At 41.6% G+C, this 18,943-nt stretch carries 21 protein-coding genes; 3 read left to right on the top strand and 18 right to left on the bottom strand.

The features are described from left to right. Position 1 precedes the first annotated feature (1 nt). The 14 genes from CCS90_RS13750 to CCS90_RS13685 form a co-directional block, all read right to left on the bottom strand. On the bottom strand, positions 2-358 hold the full coding sequence (locus tag CCS90_RS13750; RefSeq protein ID WP_099020155.1) for a PilZ domain-containing protein: 357 nt from the start codon (positions 356-358) through the stop codon (positions 2-4). 2 nt (positions 359-360) lie between these two features. Beyond that, the gene (locus CCS90_RS13745) at positions 361-1,335 is read right to left on the bottom strand and encodes a DNA polymerase III delta subunit-related protein (protein WP_099020154.1); all 975 of its coding nucleotides are present in this window, start codon (positions 1,333-1,335) and stop codon (positions 361-363) included. Next, positions 1,332-1,964: a dTMP kinase gene (gene tmk, locus CCS90_RS13740; RefSeq protein ID WP_099020153.1), complete on the bottom strand. Its 633-nt coding sequence runs from the start codon at positions 1,962-1,964 to the stop codon at positions 1,332-1,334. The genes CCS90_RS13745 and tmk overlap by 4 nt, the downstream gene beginning before the upstream one ends. Beyond that, positions 1,964-2,965 (bottom strand): endolytic transglycosylase MltG, encoded by a 1,002-nt coding sequence (gene mltG / locus CCS90_RS13735; protein ID WP_099020152.1) that lies wholly within the window; start codon positions 2,963-2,965, stop codon positions 1,964-1,966. The genes tmk and mltG overlap by 1 nt, the downstream gene beginning before the upstream one ends. Further along, on the bottom strand, positions 2,962-3,768 hold the full coding sequence (gene pabC / locus CCS90_RS13730; RefSeq protein WP_099020151.1) for an aminodeoxychorismate lyase: 807 nt from the start codon (positions 3,766-3,768) through the stop codon (positions 2,962-2,964). The genes mltG and pabC overlap by 4 nt, the downstream gene beginning before the upstream one ends. Then, entirely contained in the window at positions 3,765-5,063 is a 1,299-nt protein-coding gene (locus tag CCS90_RS13725) for an aminodeoxychorismate synthase component I (protein ID WP_162846925.1), read from the bottom strand. The genes pabC and CCS90_RS13725 overlap by 4 nt, the downstream gene beginning before the upstream one ends. A 13-nt stretch (positions 5,064-5,076) precedes the next feature. Further along, the gene (fabF, locus tag CCS90_RS13720; protein ID WP_099020149.1) at positions 5,077-6,324 is read right to left on the bottom strand and encodes a beta-ketoacyl-ACP synthase II; all 1,248 of its coding nucleotides are present in this window, start codon (positions 6,322-6,324) and stop codon (positions 5,077-5,079) included. Between the two features lie 96 nt (positions 6,325-6,420). Next, complete coding sequence (acpP, locus tag CCS90_RS13715) at positions 6,421-6,660, bottom strand: acyl carrier protein (RefSeq protein ID WP_099020148.1); 240 nt, start codon at positions 6,658-6,660, stop codon at positions 6,421-6,423. A gap of 158 nt (positions 6,661-6,818) precedes the next feature. Further along, on the bottom strand, positions 6,819-7,556 hold the full coding sequence (gene fabG, locus CCS90_RS13710) for a 3-oxoacyl-ACP reductase FabG (protein WP_099020147.1): 738 nt from the start codon (positions 7,554-7,556) through the stop codon (positions 6,819-6,821). A 1-nt stretch (position 7,557) separates the two neighbouring features. After that, positions 7,558-8,490 carry an ACP S-malonyltransferase gene (fabD, locus tag CCS90_RS13705; protein ID WP_099020146.1) on the bottom strand — a complete coding sequence of 311 codons (933 nt, stop codon included), beginning with the start codon at positions 8,488-8,490 and terminating at the stop codon, positions 7,558-7,560. Positions 8,491-8,508: 18 nt separating this feature from the next. After that, positions 8,509-9,480, bottom strand: a complete 972-nt coding sequence (locus CCS90_RS13700; protein WP_099020145.1) for a beta-ketoacyl-ACP synthase III — start codon at positions 9,478-9,480, stop codon at positions 8,509-8,511. Positions 9,481-9,500: 20 nt separating this feature from the next. After that, complete coding sequence (locus CCS90_RS13695) at positions 9,501-10,445, bottom strand: phosphate acyltransferase (protein WP_099020144.1); 945 nt, start codon at positions 10,443-10,445, stop codon at positions 9,501-9,503. 99 nt (positions 10,446-10,544) lie between these two features. Further along, a complete protein-coding gene (rpmF, locus tag CCS90_RS13690; protein ID WP_099020143.1) occupies positions 10,545-10,742 on the bottom strand; it encodes a 50S ribosomal protein L32 in 198 nt (65 codons plus the stop codon). 29 nt (positions 10,743-10,771) lie between these two features. Next, the gene (locus CCS90_RS13685; protein WP_099020142.1) at positions 10,772-11,281 is read right to left on the bottom strand and encodes a YceD family protein; all 510 of its coding nucleotides are present in this window, start codon (positions 11,279-11,281) and stop codon (positions 10,772-10,774) included. 206 nt (positions 11,282-11,487) lie between these two features. Between CCS90_RS13685 and CCS90_RS13680 the strand changes: the two genes are divergently transcribed. Continuing rightward, a complete protein-coding gene (locus CCS90_RS13680) occupies positions 11,488-12,057 on the top strand; it encodes an N-acetylmuramoyl-L-alanine amidase (RefSeq protein WP_099020141.1) in 570 nt (189 codons plus the stop codon). After that, entirely contained in the window at positions 12,050-12,913 is an 864-nt protein-coding gene (locus tag CCS90_RS13675) for an acyl-CoA thioesterase (RefSeq protein WP_099020140.1), read from the top strand. Before CCS90_RS13680 ends, CCS90_RS13675 begins: the two co-directional genes overlap by 8 nt. A 55-nt stretch (positions 12,914-12,968) precedes the next feature. Here the strand turns inward: CCS90_RS13675 and CCS90_RS13670 are convergent, their stop codons facing one another. The 3 genes from CCS90_RS13670 to CCS90_RS13660 all read right to left on the bottom strand — a co-directional run bounded on the left by CCS90_RS13670 (position 12,969) and on the right by CCS90_RS13660 (position 17,063). Next, on the bottom strand, positions 12,969-14,357 hold the full coding sequence (locus CCS90_RS13670) for a Na+/H+ antiporter NhaC family protein (RefSeq protein ID WP_099020139.1): 1,389 nt from the start codon (positions 14,355-14,357) through the stop codon (positions 12,969-12,971). Between the two features lie 275 nt (positions 14,358-14,632). After that, entirely contained in the window at positions 14,633-16,495 is a 1,863-nt protein-coding gene (locus CCS90_RS14975) for a DUF2207 domain-containing protein (protein WP_099020138.1), read from the bottom strand. A 4-nt stretch (positions 16,496-16,499) separates the two neighbouring features. Next, positions 16,500-17,063, bottom strand: coding sequence for a LemA family protein (locus CCS90_RS13660; RefSeq protein WP_211337081.1), 564 nt, complete (start codon positions 17,061-17,063; stop codon positions 16,500-16,502). Positions 17,064-17,194: 131 nt separating this feature from the next. Here CCS90_RS13660 and CCS90_RS13655 point away from each other — a divergent pair, with 131 nt between their 5' ends. After that, the gene (locus tag CCS90_RS13655; RefSeq protein ID WP_099020137.1) at positions 17,195-17,797 is read left to right on the top strand and encodes a carboxymuconolactone decarboxylase family protein; all 603 of its coding nucleotides are present in this window, start codon (positions 17,195-17,197) and stop codon (positions 17,795-17,797) included. Positions 17,798-17,878: 81 nt separating this feature from the next. On the opposite strand, the gene CCS90_RS13650 is transcribed toward CCS90_RS13655, so the two are convergent. Next, the gene (locus CCS90_RS13650) at positions 17,879-18,934 is read right to left on the bottom strand and encodes an acyltransferase family protein (RefSeq protein ID WP_099020136.1); all 1,056 of its coding nucleotides are present in this window, start codon (positions 18,932-18,934) and stop codon (positions 17,879-17,881) included. Positions 18,935-18,943: the final 9 nt, after the last annotated feature.

The raw sequence follows: 18,943 nt of genomic DNA, 5'->3' as shown, positions 1-18,943 counted from the left end.
TTTACATGGTAGACGTTGGGATTTCCTGGCCAGCATATGGCGCCAGGATACTTTGAATTTTAGTTTTGACAACTTCCATATCGGTATTGTCGGCAAACTGAACACCGATGCCTTGGCTTTTCCCACCCTGAGATCCTTTGGGCGTGATCCAAATAACTTTGCCTGTGATAGGCATTCTTTCATCATCATCAAGTGTTAATATCAAAAAGACATCATCGCCAAGACTGTATTTATTGGTGGTTTTTATAAATAAACCGCCATTAGTCACAAAGGGCATATAACACTGATGAAGTTCTGCAGCACCCTGAATGTTTAAGGACAATATACCTTTTTTTGCCATGTTGCCTGCAAATGCCATAATTAACTCCTGCGATTCAGTTCACTTTTTAAATCTATCAATACAGATTCAATCAATAATTGTTTTTTTATTTGAGTATTAAAGTTTATCATAACCGAATTAATCATATCAGCAAATTTAACAATAATATGAAGGACTTTCGGCTTTTTCTTAATCAATTGACTTAATGGATGTTGGGCCGATATTGATGTGTTTTTCGGTTTCAGTAACGATTTAATCAGCTGACTGTTGTATCTGTGTAACAGCTGCCATGTTTGTACCTGATCAATTTCCGCCAATTCTTTGGCCACTTCAGTAACTGATTGTTGTTGGGTTGACGCATTATAAAGTAAGTCCAGGTATTGATTAAATCGCTCTACCCCAGCTGAATTTAAAAGTTCCAATGCCGACAATGGCTGCCAATCTGTCAACATCAATGCATCCAAAATGTGATCTTCAGTCCACGGTCCCTGATTCTTCAGCCAAGGCAACTGCTGCTGTTTTTCTGTCTGATTTAAGTGGACATCCAAATTGATGCATCGACTTCTTATGGTAGGCATCAAACGGTGTTTGCTGTCGGTCATTAGAAACAACAAGCCTCTCGAAGGTGGTTCCTCAAGCACTTTCAACAAAGCATTGGCAGCGGCGGCATTCATCAAATGTGCCCCTTCAATAATCGCCAACTTATGATCAGAACAATGCGGCGTTGAGATAAAAAAATCAGTCAATGACCTGATCATTTTCACTTTAATCACATTGTTTTCTGGTACCAATCGATCAACATCTGGGTGAAAGCCCTGTTGATTTAAGCGACAATTTTGGCAAGTTCCACAGGCCGGAGTCGATTTTCTACACAACAAATCTTCTGTGATTTGATTCAACAACAGTGACTTACCCATTCCTTGGGCACCACTCAAGATAACGGCTTGAGGTTTCCGATCAGATGACAAAGAATCTCGCCATTGTTGCAGGTGCTTTGCTAACCAATACTGAGTCATGTCAACAAGGCCTTTTGCTGGTCATTGAGTACCTGTTGAATCTGTTTGGTAACTGATTCAATGCTTTGATTGGCATCAATTTTCTTCATTCTGTTAGCGTTTTCGCTCATGCGTTTTAAATACCCTGCCCTGATGTTATTAAAAAATGTTAGGCTTTCTTTCTCAATCCTGTCCTTCTCTGAACGACTGGCCGCCCTTGCTAACCCCGTCTCAGGATCAACATCGAGATAAAGTGTTAAATCTGGCTGGGTTTCGCCAACTACCAATGATTCAAAATATTGTATGGTTTCCCATTGCAGACCTCGTCCCAAACCTTGGTAGGCGAAACTGGCATCAACAAATCGATCAGACACCACCCAAATATTTTTTTCCAACATGGGTCTAATGACTTTTACCACGTGCTCATTGCGTGCTGCGAACATCAGTAACAACTCTGTTTTTGCGTCTAAGTGATCGCTATACAACAATAAATCCCTGATGGCTTCTGCATTTTTTTCTCCACCAGGCTCTCTGGTTTGGATGAACGACACGCCCCAATCGTTCAAAGTATCATGAATGACTTTTAAAGCGGTTGTTTTGCCCGCACCTTCTGAGCCTTCCAAAGTGATAAAACGAGCTGTTGAATTCATCAATTTCCCTTGAGGTAAATCTGAACGGCCTGCTTGTGCTGTTCATAAGTTTCACTGAAAGTGTGTCCACCTTTGTTGTTGGCTACAAAATACAGTTCTTTGCCATTGTTTGGATGAGCGGCTGCAAAGATGGAAGCTGCACTGGCCATTGCAATAGGTGTTGGTGGTAAACCTCCACGCGTGTAAGTGTTATATGGCGTATCTGTTCGTAAATGGGCCGAAGTGATGTCTCCAGCATATGATGCGCCAACGCCATAGATGACAGTGGGATCAGTTTGTAACCGCATACCCAATTTTAAGCGGCGATTAAACACCCCTGAAATGATGTCTCTTTCACTGCTTTGAGCCGTTTCTTTTTCTATGATGGAAGCCAGTACAAGTAATTCATAGGGTGATTTTACCGCTATACTGGGATCCCTTTCTTCCCAGGTTTTTTCTAGCACCTTAAGCAATGCTTGATGAGCACGCTCAAGGATATCAATATCCTGATCGCCTTTGACGTACTGATAGGTCTCTGGCAAAAACTGTCCTTCCAAATGGCCGGCCTCAATGTTCAGCAAATCAATCAATTGTTCATCACTCAAATCGAGTAAAACATTAGAAATTGGACTGTCAATCAAGTGTCGTTTAATTTGGGCCCAATGATGACCTTCGATTAAAGTGATGCTGTAAGTTTTTACGTTGTTTTGTGCCACATATTGCACCAGCTCCAAGGGGGTTAAAGGTGTATTTACTTCAAATTCGCCGGCTTTGATGCTGTTTTCTAAATGATTGATTCTGGCCATTATTTTCCAATTCAAAACCGACCCCATGCCACGATTGGACTTGATGTTTTGCACGAAATTACCATAACTACTGCCTTTTTTAATCTCAAATGTCGTCGGCACCTCAGCAAACACAGGCTGTGATAAAAAATGTTGATATTGCACATAGAGATAACCGCCAGAGGCCATTAACATCAGGCAAAGCAGAACGAAGATATAGATAAAGATTTTTTTCATTGATTAAACATCTGACCCCATAGACGGGTTATTTTATCGTGAACTGGATGAGAAGTCACAAATGAATCTACAGCAATGACCTCTGCGACCAATCGAAATCCCCTGATTGAGTTACCAACCATCAGCGCATCAAAGTCGCTTACTTGAGTAAAATCAATGGCTTTTACATTAACATCAAAGTTATTTTTTAACCACTTCAAAGCCACCCCTTTCACTCCACAATGCTTAAGTTTTGGAGTAAATAGTTGACTACCCTTAATCAACACGATGTTTTGGTGTGTGGTTTCAACGATCCGATTGGCTTGGTCTAAAACCAGTAAATCATCAACCCCTGGAAGTTGATTAAGTTCATTGGCAATCAACACTTGTTCCAAGCGATTCAAATGCTTAATTCCAGCCAGAGCGGGCTGTTTACTGAGCCTGGCTTTTGCCACAGCCAGTACGTAATGGAGCTTTTTGGTTTGTTGCTCCCATTTGTTTGTGGTCACATACCATTCAACATCATTAATTTTGGCTTGGTAGGAACGCCCTTGGAATGTCCGAAAGACAACCAACTTCACCACACAATCTGAGTAACTTCGACTTATACATTGTTGTCTGATCAATGAATATATAGCGTTCAAATCTGGTTGTTTGAGATTCAAACGTTGTAATCCTTGCTTCAATCGTCTTTTGTGTAAAGACCACAATGGCAGTTCACCACCCATGCAACGCATGGTTTCAAACACACCATCTCCATACTGAAGGGCTCGGTTGTTCCAGTTTTCTGGTTCATTGACATCAAATGAAGCGGCTACAATCATGGTTGCACCAATGCATTCAACATGCCTTTGGCTTTGTGTCTGGTCTCAGCCAATTCTGCAACCGGATCTGAATCAAAAACGATGCCTGCACCGGCATTGAATTTTATGCTTTGTCCATTGATACAAAAAGTTCTGATTAATATATTAAAGTCGACCTGTCCATCGTGGTTAATGTATCCAATGCTGCCTGTGTAGGCACTTCTGTTTCTGTTTTCGATCTGATGAATGACTTCCATACACCTGATTTTAGGACATCCAGTGATGGTACCACCAGGAAACAAAGCTTTGATTGCATCAACCACTGAAACACCAGCGCTCAATCGACCTTTTACATTCGACACAATATGATGCACATGTTGATAAGTCTCAACGGCCATTAATTCATCGACTTCCACTGAACCAATTTCACAAACCTTACCGATGTCATTGCGTTCTAAATCAATAAGCATGATGTGTTCGGCTCGTTCTTTGGGCGTATCAATCAATTCTTTTATCAAAGCATCATCTTCTGCTTTATCCATACCACGCGGCCGGGTCCCAGCTATTGGCCTGGTTTCAATCAGGCCACCTTTAATGCTGAGCAGCCTTTCAGGCGAAGAACTGACAACTGCAAAATGATTACATCGCATCAAAACAGCAAATGGTGCAGGATTGCTGATTTTCAATTGGGCGTAAACGGCAACTGGGTTTATTGGCGCATTGGCATGACAAATGTATTGTCTGGACAAGTTGGCCTGATAAATATCGCCAGCTTTAATTAACTTTTGTGCTGCCCGCACTGCATGTTCAAATTCAAGGCCTGCTTCTTCTTCAATTTCATTCAGTTCCACAACAGGATTGAATTCAAGTTTTTTTGAATCCAATTCATGTAAAATTTGTTCAGCCACTTCCTCTGACGCAGCAAATAAATAACATTGCCCATTACTGTGGTCTTTTACCAAACTGCCCTGACAATATATGGCTATGGCCAAGGGTTCCTCTGTCTGTGTAATCAAATGTGTAAGCTTAGGCTCCATCAAATAAGCCGACTCATAGGATAAATACACCAACCAACCATATTGAAAAGGACTGAGACCAGGGTTTTGATTTGGGTTGGTATCTATGGTGTTCAACAACTGATTCAATTGTTGTTGATCATAAGCCACAAGTTCAGTTGCCGGCGCTGCAAACAAAATATCGTAACAACCTATTTTATTGTTTAATGACTGGCTTTCTAATAAGGCAGGAAAAAAACCCGATTCATTTGTAGCACAAGCCAATAAATCGGGTTCAATTGAAAGTTTACGACTGATCAAATCAATCCACAGCTTATGTTGATTTCAGTTTATTGAATACCAATGAACCATTGGTACCGCCAAAACCAAATGAATTTGAAATAACCACATCAACTTTCGATTCTCTGGCTGTGTTTGGCACATAATCCAAATCACAGGCTGGGTCTGGATGCGTTAAATTGATGGTTGGCGGTAAGATTTGATCTTTGATGGCCATGGCACTGAAAATGGCTTCAATACCACCAGCCGCTCCCAATAAATGTCCCGTCATCGACTTGGTTGAAGAAACAGCCAAATTATGGGCATGGGCCCCAAAGGCCACTTTGACCGCATCACTCTCCCCTTGGTCACCTTGCGGTGTAGATGTTCCATGCGCATTGACATAATCAAATTGTTCTTTATTAAACCCAGAATCTTTGATTGCATTGACCATACAGCGAGCAGCACCTTCACCACCAGGAGAAGGGGCCGTCATGTGATGTGCATCTGAACTCATGCCAAAACCTGATAATTCGGCGTATATTTTGGCACCCCGTTTGACAGCGTGCTCATATTCTTCAATCACCATCACACCAGCGCCATCCCCCAAGACAAAGCCATCTCGTTCAGCATCCCAAGGTCTGGAGGCAGCAGTCGGATCATCATTTCGTGTCGACAGTGCTTTAGATTGTGAGAATCCACCAATGGCAATTGGGGTTGAAGCGTGTTCTGCACCGCCACATACCATAACATCGGCATCGCCATAAACGATAGAGCGAAAAGCCATACCTATACTGTGAGTGGCTGAACTACAAGCAGAAACCATGGCTAAATTGGGTCCTTTCAAGCCATATTTAATACTCAAGTGGCCTGATGCCATGTTGATAATGGTGCTGGGAATAAAGAATGGTGAAATTCTTCTAGGCCCTTTAGTCATCCATGTTTCAGTGGTATTTTGAATGCCCAAAATACCACCAATACCTGCACCTACATAAACGCCTATGCGTTCAGCATTTTCTTCTGTGACTTCAAGACCTGAATCTTCAAACGCGTCTTGACCTGCTGCCATCGCATAATGGATAAAAGGATCCATTTTCTTGGCATCCTTTGAAGAAATGTAATCAGTGACATCAAAATTTTTAATTTCACCCGCAATCGTTGCAGCAAAATTAGTCGTATCAAAATGAGTGATGGGTGCAATCCCGCTGACCCCGTTCACGATATTGTCCCAAGCTTGTTTTAATGTGTTTCCCACTGGCGATATGATTCCCATACCAGTGACAACTACTCTGCGTTTTGTCATAATTTGTCCCCGTTTACTCGACTCAAACTGAATCCGTATAAACTCGAAAAGCCACGATTAAATCGCAGCTTTTCAATGAATCATTCAGCAAAAAGATCAGGCGTTTTCAGTCACGTAATCAATCGCTTGTTGAACTGTGGTGATTTTTTCAGCGTCTTCTTCAGGAATTTCACACTCAAACTCCTCTTCCAATGCCATGACCAACTCGACTGTATCCAAAGAGTCAGCACCTAAGTCATCCACAAATGAAGCCGAATTACTTAATTCTGAAACTTCAACATCTAAGTCCAATTGTTCAACAACAATTTCTTTAACTTTGTTTTCTACGTCACTCATTTAGTGTTTACCTATGTAAAAAAGCATATTGTATGCAAGGTTTATAAAATATTCCACCCTTAAATTGTGGCGGATATGTGTTATTCAAGTTTTTGTTTTTAATTTGTTTCAAACGTCCGTTTAATATCATGCCATAAAATCATGCATCTAAGAAACAATTAAGTCATATACATACCACCATTGACATGTAATGTTTCGCCTGTGATGTACGCGCCAGAATCTGAAGCCAAAAACAATACGGCATTGGCAATGTCTTGTGTACTGCCCAGTCGCTTCAATGGTACTTGCTCCATCAAACTGTCTTTTTGTGCCTCATCTAATTCATCTGTCATATCAGTTTGAATATAACCAGGGGCGATGACATTCACTGTTATACCTCTCGAGCCGACTTCTTTGGCCAATGATTTTGAAAATCCGATGATACCGGCTTTGGCAGCCGCATAATTACTTTGCCCAGGATTCCCCATATCACCAATCACTGAACCGATGTTTATGATTCGGCCTGTTTTTGCTTTCATCATGCCCCTGATGCAAGCTTTACTCATTCTATAAATGGATGAAAGGTTGGTGTTAATGACCTGATCCCAGTCATCAATGCCCATTCTCATCAACAACTTATCATTGGTGATACCTGCATTATTGACTAAAATGGTTGGAAGCCCCACCCCTTCTTTCATGCTTTGCAACAAGACATCTATGCTTTCTTGGTTGGCCACATCCAATACATAACCATGGCCATTGAATTCTGCCAGGTAGTTGGATATGGATTGGGCACCACCTTCAGAAGTGGCAGTCCCCACCACCACAGCACCTGCTTGAGCCAAAGTTGTTGCAATTGCTTTACCAATTCCACGGCTCGCGCCGGTAACCAAAACTGTTTGTCCACTTAAATTCATGTTATTCCTCGATGATTGATTCAATACCTTTGGCATTCAGCAAAGGAACTGTTTTTAAACTGCGATCAAAACGCTTAAACAAGCCAGAAAGGACTTTTCCAGGCCCACATTCAACGACCATTTCAATGTCAATTGCTTGAAACGCCTCCATGGTCTGAGTCCACCTGACAGGTGAATACAACTGTTGTACCAATAACTGCTTTATCACAGCCTGGTCTTGGTGTGACTTGACATCAACATTATGTAAGATTGGAAGCTCTGGCTGGGTCAATTCAATGGCCTCAAGATCAACAGCCAAGCGATCTGCAGCGGATTTCATCAACGCGCAGTGAGAAGGCACACTCACAGCCAGAGGCATGACTTTTTTGGCGCCAGCAGCCACACATAATTCGCTGGCTCTGGTGACTTCTGCAACAGATCCAGCAATCACTATTTGTTCAGGCGAATTATAATTGGCCGGACTGACACTACCGGACATTTCAGCTTGAGCTTGCTGACAGGCTTGTTCAACCAAAGCAGCCTCTAAACCCAAAACAGCTGCCATAGAGCCTTGGCCTGATGGTACGGCTTGTTGCATATACAAACCACGTTTATGAACCAACTTCAAAGCAGTTTCTAAAGAAAGAGAACCCGCACAAACCAGGGCTGAATATTCACCCAATGAATGACCCGCCAAAACACTGATATCAAATTCTTTTCTGGCTCGAATGGCTCGAAAAATTCCTACCGAAGTCGCCAACAATGCCGGCTGGGTCCATTGGGTTTGATTCAATTCATCGACTGGCCCTTCATTGACCATTTTCAACAGGTCAACATCCAGTACCTCGTTGGCTGTTGTAAAACAATCTATAATTTCAGTGTATTCGGTTAACCCGTCAAGCATACCAACAGATTGCGAACCCTGACCTGGGAATACGAAAGCTATTTTATTCATTATTTATTTGATGTTATTTCAGTATTTAATGAGCGCAGAACCCCAAGTGAATCCACCACCAAAGGCCTCTAATAACAACACGTCTCCACGTGCCACTTTTCCACTTTTGATGGCTTCATCCAATGCCAAACCGACCGAAGCGGCCGAAGTATTACCGTGTTTGTCCACAGTAACTATTACTTGATCCATACTCATGCTGAGTTTCTTTGCCGTCGCAGTGATTATCCTCAGATTGGCTTGATGCGGAATCAACCAGTCTATGTCGGTTTTTTTCATGTCATTGGCTTTCAAAGTTTCTTTAACAATGCGCCCCAAAGTCATCACTGCCGTTTTGAATACTTCACTGCCTTTCATGCGTATTTTCAGACCACCATTGGGTTCATTTTTCAATCCAGTTGAAACCCCTACCGTGGCATTCAACAAATGATCATTCATCCCATCAGCATGTAAATGAGTGGATAAGATACCTGGCTCTTCGCTGGCCTCTAATACAATGGCACTGGCACCATCTCCAAACAGTACACAAGTCGTGCGATCAGTCCAATCAACCATGCGGGTCAATGTTTCAGCGCCAATCACCAAGGCCCTTTTGTGTTGGCCGGACTGAATGAATTTATCCGCCACACCTAAAGCATAAATCGAACCACTACAAGCCGCATTGACATCCATGGCAGTGATGCCTGAGCAACCCAAACCCTTTTGAATCAAACAAGCTGTACTGGGAAAAATCAAATCAGGCGTGGTGGTACCTACAATCAATAAATCAATGTCATCAGCGGTTATACCAGCCACTTTAAGGGCCTTTTTTGCAGCCTCCAAACCCAATGTTGATGTGGTCTCACCTTCTACAGCGACATGCCTTTGTTTAATCCCAGTTCGATCTTGAATCCATTGGTCATCTGTATCAACAATTTTTTCCAAATCGGCATTGGTCATTATTTTTGCAGGTAAATGACTGCCTGTGCCTGTGATTCTTGAATAAATTCTCATGTGTTTGTATTTCCTTCGACTTAATTAATTTTCTTGATGTATTCAGCAGTTCTGATTAATGCATGGTGGAAGTCTGACTCATTACTGTTGCCATGTGCTTTAACAACCAAGCCATCTAAACCAAGTAGCAATGCCCCATTATATTGGGCCGGATTAAAATTAACATCATTAAATTGACAGAACAGTTTCTGCCACCAATTCAAGGGCTGTTTTAGCTGTAGCTGTTGCGCCAACCCCTCGCAGGCTTTTAATGCAATGTTGCCGACAAAGCCATCACAACAAATCACATCAGCATAACCTTTAAACAAATGGGTTCCTTCACAGAAGCCCAGGTAATTCAGCTCGGAATTTTGCAGCAATCGATCGGCCTGTTGTACCGTATCATGTCCCTTGATGTGTTCAGTACCGACATTTAACAAGGCCACTTCTGGATGGTTGCCACATGCCAATAATTGAGGCGCAATTTCGGCACCAAGCTCAGCCAAAGCATATAAATCTTCGGCCCTGTATTCTAATGTTGCCCCGATGTCTAACAACAAGGTTGGTTTAGGAAATCCAGGTAAAACTGTGGCCAGCGCTGGACGTTCAATGGGTGCATTGGGCTTCAGCCAATACTTGGCAAACGCCACCAAAGCTCCGCTGTTACCCGCCGACAATATCACATCGGCTTGATTGTCAGCCACAGCCTTGATCGCCATTGACAGGCTGCTGTTGCGTTTTTTACGCAAAGCCACCAAAGGTGATTCATCCATTGAAATAGAATGTTCAGATTGAATAACTGCCATGTTTGCAGGCAAATTGGCAAAGTGCTTGGATTGGTATTTATAAAAATCTTGATTGACAAACAAATTGATCTTAAATGATTTTTCTTTCAGTAAAAACGACTTAATGGCACGCAAGCGCGACAGGGGATCGTCATCACCACCCATCAAATCAATTGCAATCACAGGTTTTTTATCATTCATAAGGCTACAAATAAAAATGGGCAAAGAAATCTTTACCCATTCATATTAACTTGTTCTACAACAGTTAAGCAAACCTTAACGGTTTACTGAACCAGAACTTTATGCTTCTGTGTCAGTTTCTTTGTCTTCAAACTGAATCACTTCTTTACCACGGTAGAAACCTTCTGGGCTGACGTGGTGACGTAAATGAGTTTCACCTGTTTCAGCTTCAATTGATAAAGTACTTGCTTTTAATTTGTCGTGTCCACGTCTCATACCTCTTCTAGAAGGTGTGACACGGCTTTTTTGTACTGCCATTTTGATTCTCCAAAATTACTTTAAATCTTTTACTTAAAATCTTTTAATACAGCAAAAGGGTTTTCAGTTTCCTCTTCTACCGTTTCGTTTTCATGATCTGCCATATACTGACTGTCTAATTCCGCACCAGGTTTCACTGGAATGTCTGGAAGTAACAACAATATTTCATCTTCTAACAATGCTTTCGGATCAACCTGAACGCCCTCAACCCAAGAGGGAGAAACATCAGCTGCTAACTCAGCTTCATCTTCCATTTTACTGATAAACCCAATTACATTATTGGTTTGTAAAGAAAACTCGAAAGCTTCTAAACTTCTTTGACATATCAATTCTAAATTTGACTCAATTCGGATGATAGCTTCACCCAGACCGCACTTGGCTTGTCTGAATAAGATTTCATATTTAACCAATGCGTCTGTAGAATGTATTAATTCTGCAGGCATTCGATCTAAATCTGAAAGCAACAACTCTCCTTTCAACTGCCATTCTTTTCTCACAGCTGAGTTTAAATCTATTGAATCTGGTAGTGATTTAGCCATAGCCGGCGGATTCTACTGGGTTTAACATCTGATTGCAAACCAAATAACGAGTTTTTAAGTGAATATAAGTATACCCAAATCAACCATAAAAATCAGCAGGAATATGAACAAGATTATGGAATTATTTTAATCAGGGCATGGATCCAATGATTTAAAAACAATGGTTCATTTGTTATGATGACCTCATCTCACTTTAAGGCGCCGAATTGCACATTCAAAAACAACCGTTGCCATACGAATCCAAATTATCAGGTCGCGAATTGGCACAAATAGAATTATTGGTGATTCACTGTACTGAATTACCCGATTTAACAATGGCCCGGCATTACGGTGAAGTCATACATTATTCAAGTGGAACCGGCAATTCAGGCCATTATTATATTGACCGGGATGGCAGTGTTCAAGAGTGGGTTAAACCCAATAAAATCGCGCACCACGTCAAAGGTCACAACCAACAATCCATTGGCATTGAATTGGTTAATTCCGGCAGATTTCCCAATTGGCATGACAGCAACCAACAGTCACCTGAAGAGACCTACCCTGATGCACTGATTGATAGCCTGATTAAATTAATCAATTACCTTCAGGCTGCCATTCCATCACTTAAACACATTGCTGGACATGAAGATTTGGATCAAACAAAGATAGCAGCAACTGACAATCCGCAGTTGCAAATCAGAAGAAAAATAGACCCAGGTCCCTTGTTTCCATGGGATTTGGTGATGAAAAATATACGCCTGATTAACATCGGCAGCAACGCACAAAAATATGAATGAATTAGAGAAATTATTAAAGTACTTTGAACTTGAACACTTGGAAGTCAACTTGTTTCGCGGCCAATCCTTAGACATAGGCACCGGACGAATCTTTGGCGGTCAAGCCCTGTCACAAGCACTCAAAGCAGCCTACTTAACCACCGAAGAACATCAGGTTCATTCACTGCATGCCTATTTTTTGCGAGAGGGCGACTGTAACAAACCTGTGGTTTACCAAGTGGAACGTGCCAGAGATGGACGCACTTTCAGTAATCGCCGAGTATCAGCCATACAAAATGGAAAGCCCATATTGATTTTGGCTTGTTCATTTCAAAAGTTCGAAAAAGGCATGGAACACCAGAAAGCCATACCTAAAGTACCTCTGCCAGACGAGTTGACTGAAAAAACTTTGATACCAGGAGACAAGATCAAGCACCTGTCTCCAAGGATGAGAAGAACATTAACCACCCAAGGTCCATTTGAGTTTCGCTTTGTTGATGATGTGGATCCATTTGACAGTGAACCCAAGGAACCCATTAAAAGGATTTGGTTCAAAGCCCGATACCCATTAGAAGCAGACCAATCGATGCATCGCACTTTACTGACATTCGTATCTGATTTTCATTTGGTTTCTACCGCAACTTTACCCCACGGCGTGTCCTATTTAGACCCTAAATTACAATTTGCCAGCCTGGATCACGCCATGTGGTTCCATCGCCCCTTTCAAATTGATGATTGGCTGCTTTATGACTGTGACAGTCCAAGTGCATCAGAAGCCAGGGGATTTGCCACTGGCCATGTGTTTGACATCAAGGGAAATTTAGTGGCATCAACTGCACAACAAGGTTTGATGCGCATGTGGGACAAGCCGGAATAAAATCAGAATAAAAAACTGGCATCAGCCAACAAACAGTATCAGCTTAACTAGCAAGCTATGACTGTTGAGACTTCGACTTTATTATGGCGACTCCTAAATAAGCCAACACAATGGCAATGATCGGATTCAATAAATTAAATAAAGCAAAGGGCGCATATTCAATCACTGAAATTCCCAATGTGGCAGAGTAGAAGGCACCTGCCACACTCCATGGAATTACGGCCACCAATAAGGTAACACCCTCTTCCACCGATCGAGACAACACCGATGCATCTATGCCACGGTCTTTGAATGTTTTTTTGTACAGCTCACTGTTTAATAGAATAGCAATATAAGCTTCACTGAGTGCCGCTGCAGTCAAAAACCCAGTGCCAATCGTGGTGGCAATCAAACTTCCAGTGGATTTAACCCGTTTGACCAACCCACCCAAAAGGGCATGCACAAAACCAGCACCTTGCAAGATGCCACCCAAAGCAATGGCAATAATGGCTAACAACAAAGTCCATGCCATGCTGTACAAACCACCACGACCCAGAAGATCATCAATACTGGCAATGCCTGTATCGGCCTTGCTGTTTGAAAACAATGCATGGGTTAATCCAGTGACGGATTCGCCTTGAATAAACAAAGCAATCAAAGCAGCTGTTAAAACACAAGCCGTCATACTGATCTCTGGTGCAAACTTTTTATAACTGAGCACAGCCATCACCACCACTGGCCACAGCGTCAGTAAGGGGTTTAAATTGAATGTATTGGCCAATGCCATTTGAATGCTTTCAACCTGACTGTCAGAACCATCAACAGCAGCGAAATTCAGACCCACCACAGCAAAAATAACGAGCACCAAAATAAAAGTGGGCACAGTAGTCATCAACATAGATCTGATGTGAGCATACAAATCAGTTTCTGCACTCATGGCAGCCAAGTTGGTGGTGTCTGAAATGGGTGACATTTTGTCACCAAAAGTAGCGCCAGATATGACCATTCCTGCAACCCAATGCATAGGCAATTCCATGGCGGTGCCTATGCCAATAAAAACCACTCCCAGGGTTCCCACTGTGCCCCAAGATGTCCCTGTCAACAATGACATCATGGCACACAAGACAAAACCCACAGGTAAAAATAACTGAGGAGACAGCCAATCCAAACCATAGTAGATCAACGTTGCGACAGTGCCACTTTTCATCAATGCGGCTATCACCAAGCCTATCAACAAGAAGATGTAAAATGCCGGCAATGCCCGATTGATGGCGCTGCTCATCATTTCCCGGATGGTTTCATACTGAAAACCCAATAACCAGGCATTCAAGGCCACCCATATCACTGACACCAATAAAGCCATGTGAAGCATTTGACCCAGGGCAAACATGCCAACAGCAATCAATCCAAACAAGCCAGCAAAAACCAACAAGGCATGGGAAAAATGTGTTTGCTTAATTTTCATTTATGTACCGGTCTCCTCGAATCGTACGGGTTGAAAGTTTATCAACATCATGCACCACAGGTACGATGAATTATGCCATTAATTATTCTAAGTGATTCAAATTCGGCTGTGTTAACTACTTCAAACAATATATATCAAACCTAACACAGCCACTCAACTTCAACTTTAACCTGCCCTTTGAACTTAAATTCAGCATCAACCTCTAACGGAAATTCTATGTAAGCTGCATTAAATTGATCCTGCTTTAACAACTTGGCAGAAAAGCGGTAGGTATGTTACCAGCCACCTCCGCCGCCACCACCGCCACCTCCGCCAGAGAAACCACCGCCGCCGCCACTTGATGATGAGGGCGGGGTTGAAGCCGATGAAATGGTACTGGCCATGCCTTGGCTGATTTCACTGAAACCACCCGAAGAACCAGAAAGGTTAAAATGCCCACCTGAATACCAATTCGGGTGATAGTCAGAATGATTGGGGTCTATTCCAGCAGACTTGAGGTGATTGGCAAACTGTTCTGACCACTTATTTTCGACTCCCAAAGCAATGGCATAGGGCAAGTATTCTTCAAACAAGTCTGGACTCATTTCGGGCGGGTGCATGACGTCTAATCGGTGTTGTTCAGCTGTAGAAAGATACAATTTAAACCCTTCAATGTCGTCCATCATTTCACGACCAAAAGGTGTTGGGGATTTAAGTAAATAAATAAAGAGCCCGTTAATCAAGATCAAAAACACACCAAATAATATGACCTCAATAGGTAATTCAGAACCCATGTTCCTGAACAGTGAAAAGGCAAAGACACCAATAAACAGCAAATGACCCAAATCCATGGCTCCTTTGAATGATTTATGAATGGTAAATATTGCATAGCCAGCCACAACAAAAAGCACCGCGAAGCCACCAAACATTTCGCCATTCAGTACATTCAAGTGCAGCATCAGAAACAGCAAGGTCAATACGCTGATACCAATACCAAAATAACCCAACATTTTATTGTCTTTAAAGCATTTGGCCTTGTATTCCGTTTCTATTCGACTGTTCACCTTGTTAATTGCTGTCTTGATTTTTGCATCGTATTTTTTATCAATTGAAATACGATTTCTGGACTTAAATAATCGACGCATGATGATGCTTTCACCAGATGACATGGGCTTTAATTTTTCACCACTGGTTTGTCGTTTGGTGACTTCGTAACCAGAACCTTTCTTTTTCAATTCCACATAACCTTTGACGGCTAAATTGATAATGGCTGCGGTGAAATTTTTATGCCCAGTTTCCTCTTCTAAAATATACCGCATGGCAGCAGGAGATATGTCCTTAGGCGGATAAAACAAAGGAATGATGACACCAGCCTCTGGATCCCTGCCCACTTGATGCCACGCCAATACATAAAACATCAACAATGACAACAATGCCACAACCATCAAAACCCACATTAAATTGTCACTGAAAAAGTCCATCAACCAATTAGAATCATTGACAATAAATCCTTTGGGAATTTCCAAACTGAAAGTCATCCCCTGGTAAGGCTCAAGCGGCTGGGTGCTTTGAATTTTAATGACACTGCCATTGATTTCACTTGAATAATCAGCACTGGTTTCACCCGCAAAACCAGTCCAAACACCACTGTTTACCATGGCCATTGACACGCCATCAGGCAATTGAACCTCTGCAGTGACACGATCCATGCTGAAACGCCAATCATTGCCAGTCACGTTCCATGCGAATCGATCAAAATCATCCATAAAGGCTATTTGTTTGTTGGTTTTGTAACTGATGGTGTAAACCTGTTCGCCTTGCTCAACCATGCGGTTTCGATCACCAATATAAAGCCGCACACCATTGCTCAGTTTATTTCTGTGAAAGGGCTCAGCATGGCCATTTCTGCTGACTGAAATCACTGCAAAATCAACGGTAGACTTGGTCAATAAAGCGGTTTTGTATAAAGTTGGGAAATCACGGTAAATGCCACGCTTGATGTTGACGTGCTCGACCTCAACAGCAATGGTTTCAGTGACCCAGATGTCTCCACTGGATTTGACTTCAATTTGACTGTGAAAATGCTTAATCCTTTCTTTTGCTTGCACTTGAAATGCCAGCAACAGCAAACTGATAAAAAGACCTTTGTACTTGTTCATCAATTTACAGATTCACTTCAGGGTTTTCAGCATGCTTTGGATTTTCCAATTCAAAAAACTCTGCTTCTCTGAAGTCATATTTGTTGGCAACCATGTTTGAAGGAAAAGATTGAACTGCCGTGTTGTATTCACGCACAGCACCATTGTAATACCGACGTGCATATTGAATGTCATCCTCTACTTTTTGGAGCTGCTGCTGTAGGTCAATGAAATTGCTGTTGGCTTTTAAATCAGGGTAAGCTTCCACTTGAACCATTAAACCAGACAAGGCATGTGATAACTTCTGTTCATCTTCACTTTGTTGTCCTGGTGTGTGCCTGCCTTGAGCCGCGTTGCGTAAGTGGATGACTTTTTCTAATGTTTCTTGCTCATGTTCAGCATATTTCTTCACCACATTAACAATATTGGGGATTAAGTCATGTCGACGTTTGAGTTGTACATCAATTCCACTCCAACCGTCTTCCACATGGTTGCGTTTTTTGACCAAGCGGTTGTACATCGAAATACCCCAAAACACCACAGCCCCGATGATTAACATCACAAACATCAAAAAATTAGCTCCTCGCATGGCTCTCTCCAAATTTAATATAAGCAATAATTATAACTTAATCACAGTATATATATGAAGTGCCATTAGTGACATGAGACAATAGAACCATTGACTTTTTACATTCTTGTTAATTAACAAAGGCACCCGACATGACTTGGATAAAAACCATCCCATATGAACTAGCTGAAGACAACTTATTGAAACTCTACAATCAAGTAAAAGGCCCAGACAACAACGTCGATAACATCATGCTGGCGCATTCTCTCAGGCCACACACCATGCAAGGTCATATGACCTTATACAAATACACACTTCACCACCCTAAAAACAAAATCAGCAAATGGTTTTTGGAATGTATCGGCATATATGTCAGCATGCTCAATCAATGTCAATATTGTGTAGACCATCATTTTGCTGGCATGAATCGCTTACTCAATGATCAAAATAAAGCCACGTTGATCAAACAAGAATTACTTAACCGAAATCATCAGTTATTGAATAACAAACAACAAGTCGCATTGGATTACGTTAAACAATTAACCCTATCGCCCGCAAGCCTATCTAAAGAATGGATAACAAAAATGCACAAAGAAAGTTGGACCGATGGCCAGATTTTAGAAATTAACCAAGTGGCCGCCTATTTTAATTATGCCAACAGAACAGTGTTGGGACTGGGTGTTCATTCAGAGGGTGACATCATTGGCCTGTCACCAAATAATTCTGATGATCCAGATGACTGGAATCATCGATAAATAAGTGCTAACAACAGCGGTAATTAGCTAAGCAAAGACACAGGACATATTCTTTTACTGTCCTTAGCCAATCATAGCCATCTAAATTTTCTTGTGATTGGTATTTAATTTGCTGTTGTCATTGCGATTATCATGAATGAATCGATTGACCGCGAAATGATACAAAGGTTTTTCAACCATGAGATAAAACAGGTAACTTAATAACACCACGATTAAAATTAAGGCGGTGAATCCAGCCAATGGCCATTGTTGATCAACAAACCAAGTTCTGACTCCCGTATGGTAAAAACTGTATAAAAGCACCGAATGCAGTAAATAAAGTGTGTAGGATGCATCTCCAATGGGTTTGAACATCCTAACTACTATTGGTTTAAGCTTACCTTCAAAGATTAATGCCAATGCCACCACTGCCCATGAAAACAGCCCCAAAGTAACTGGCCTCCAAACCGTATTCACCAGATCATAATAACTGCCAATCATGAAGCATGCAGCACCTACAATCAAATAAATCAAAAAGTTAACTTTTAAAAAATAATGCCGGTAGTGCCACAAATAATAACCCATGATAAATTCAAATATCATGTGTGATAAAACCAAATCAATCAAAGCACTGACACCAAAATCCATCACATTGAGCTTAATAACAATTAAAGCACTGATGATTAAAAAGAATACATGGGGCCTTTTCACACTGAAAAAGATTAACAAGGCAATCAACAAATAAAAATACAATTCGAAAGGCAAAGACCAGGCAGGCCCTATGAGTAACTCAAACATATTGGCATTAAGCAAAAATATTGATCCAATCAAATCTATTTTGGATAAATTTTCGTCTTGAAAATACCAGTAAACTACATACGTCAGGATAAAAACAGGCCAATAGCCCAAGTAAATTCTGAAAAATCGTTTGCCTAAAAATAATTGACCCGAATGCCAACCTGAATCATGCTTTTCTGTGGTTTTGGCCATGACCAAACCACTGATGACAAAGAACACATCCACGCCAATGTAGCCATAACTGGCTAGCCACTCAAAAGGCAAAAATGAAAACCCCATGGCTTTAAAATGTCCTAAGCTGTGATGAAGGAAAACCCACAATGCAGCCAAGCCTCTTAAGATTTGGATGTTATTAATCATATTCAAACA

It is taken from the genome of Marinicella litoralis (assembly GCF_002591915.1).
GTDB classification, from domain to species: Bacteria; Pseudomonadota; Gammaproteobacteria; order Xanthomonadales; family Marinicellaceae; genus Marinicella; species Marinicella litoralis.
This window is presented reverse-complemented; position numbering and strand designations above follow the sequence as displayed.

Bases quoted from the DNA above. Each gene is read 5' to 3' on its own strand.
- CCS90_RS13750 (WP_099020155.1), bottom strand. From the start codon at position 358: ATGGCATTTGCAGGCAACATGGCAAAAAAAGGTATATTGTCCTTAAAC.
- CCS90_RS13745 (WP_099020154.1), bottom strand. From the start codon at position 1,335: ATGACTCAGTATTGGTTAGCAAAGCACCTGCAACAATGGCGAGATTCT.
- tmk (WP_099020153.1), bottom strand. From the start codon at position 1,964: ATGAATTCAACAGCTCGTTTTATCACTTTGGAAGGCTCAGAAGGTGCG.
- mltG (WP_099020152.1), bottom strand. From the start codon at position 2,965: ATGAAAAAAATCTTTATCTATATCTTCGTTCTGCTTTGCCTGATGTTA.
- pabC (WP_099020151.1), bottom strand. From the start codon at position 3,768: ATGATTGTAGCCGCTTCATTTGATGTCAATGAACCAGAAAACTGGAAC.
- fabF (WP_099020149.1), bottom strand. From the start codon at position 6,324: ATGACAAAACGCAGAGTAGTTGTCACTGGTATGGGAATCATATCGCCA.
- acpP (WP_099020148.1), bottom strand. From the start codon at position 6,660: ATGAGTGACGTAGAAAACAAAGTTAAAGAAATTGTTGTTGAACAATTG.
- fabG (WP_099020147.1), bottom strand. From the start codon at position 7,556: ATGAATTTAAGTGGACAAACAGTTTTGGTTACCGGCGCGAGCCGTGGA.
- fabD (WP_099020146.1), bottom strand. From the start codon at position 8,490: ATGAATAAAATAGCTTTCGTATTCCCAGGTCAGGGTTCGCAATCTGTT.
- CCS90_RS13700 (WP_099020145.1), bottom strand. From the start codon at position 9,480: ATGAGAATTTATTCAAGAATCACAGGCACAGGCAGTCATTTACCTGCA.
- CCS90_RS13695 (WP_099020144.1), bottom strand. From the start codon at position 10,445: ATGAATGATAAAAAACCTGTGATTGCAATTGATTTGATGGGTGGTGAT.
- rpmF (WP_099020143.1), bottom strand. From the start codon at position 10,742: ATGGCAGTACAAAAAAGCCGTGTCACACCTTCTAGAAGAGGTATGAGA.
- CCS90_RS13685 (WP_099020142.1), bottom strand. From the start codon at position 11,281: ATGGCTAAATCACTACCAGATTCAATAGATTTAAACTCAGCTGTGAGA.
- CCS90_RS13675 (WP_099020140.1), top strand. From the start codon at position 12,050: ATGAATGAATTAGAGAAATTATTAAAGTACTTTGAACTTGAACACTTG.
- CCS90_RS13670 (WP_099020139.1), bottom strand. From the start codon at position 14,357: ATGAAAATTAAGCAAACACATTTTTCCCATGCCTTGTTGGTTTTTGCT.
- CCS90_RS14975 (WP_099020138.1), bottom strand. From the start codon at position 16,495: ATGAACAAGTACAAAGGTCTTTTTATCAGTTTGCTGTTGCTGGCATTT.
- CCS90_RS13660 (WP_211337081.1), bottom strand. From the start codon at position 17,063: ATGCGAGGAGCTAATTTTTTGATGTTTGTGATGTTAATCATCGGGGCT.
- CCS90_RS13655 (WP_099020137.1), top strand. From the start codon at position 17,195: ATGACTTGGATAAAAACCATCCCATATGAACTAGCTGAAGACAACTTA.
- CCS90_RS13650 (WP_099020136.1), bottom strand. From the start codon at position 18,934: ATGATTAATAACATCCAAATCTTAAGAGGCTTGGCTGCATTGTGGGTT.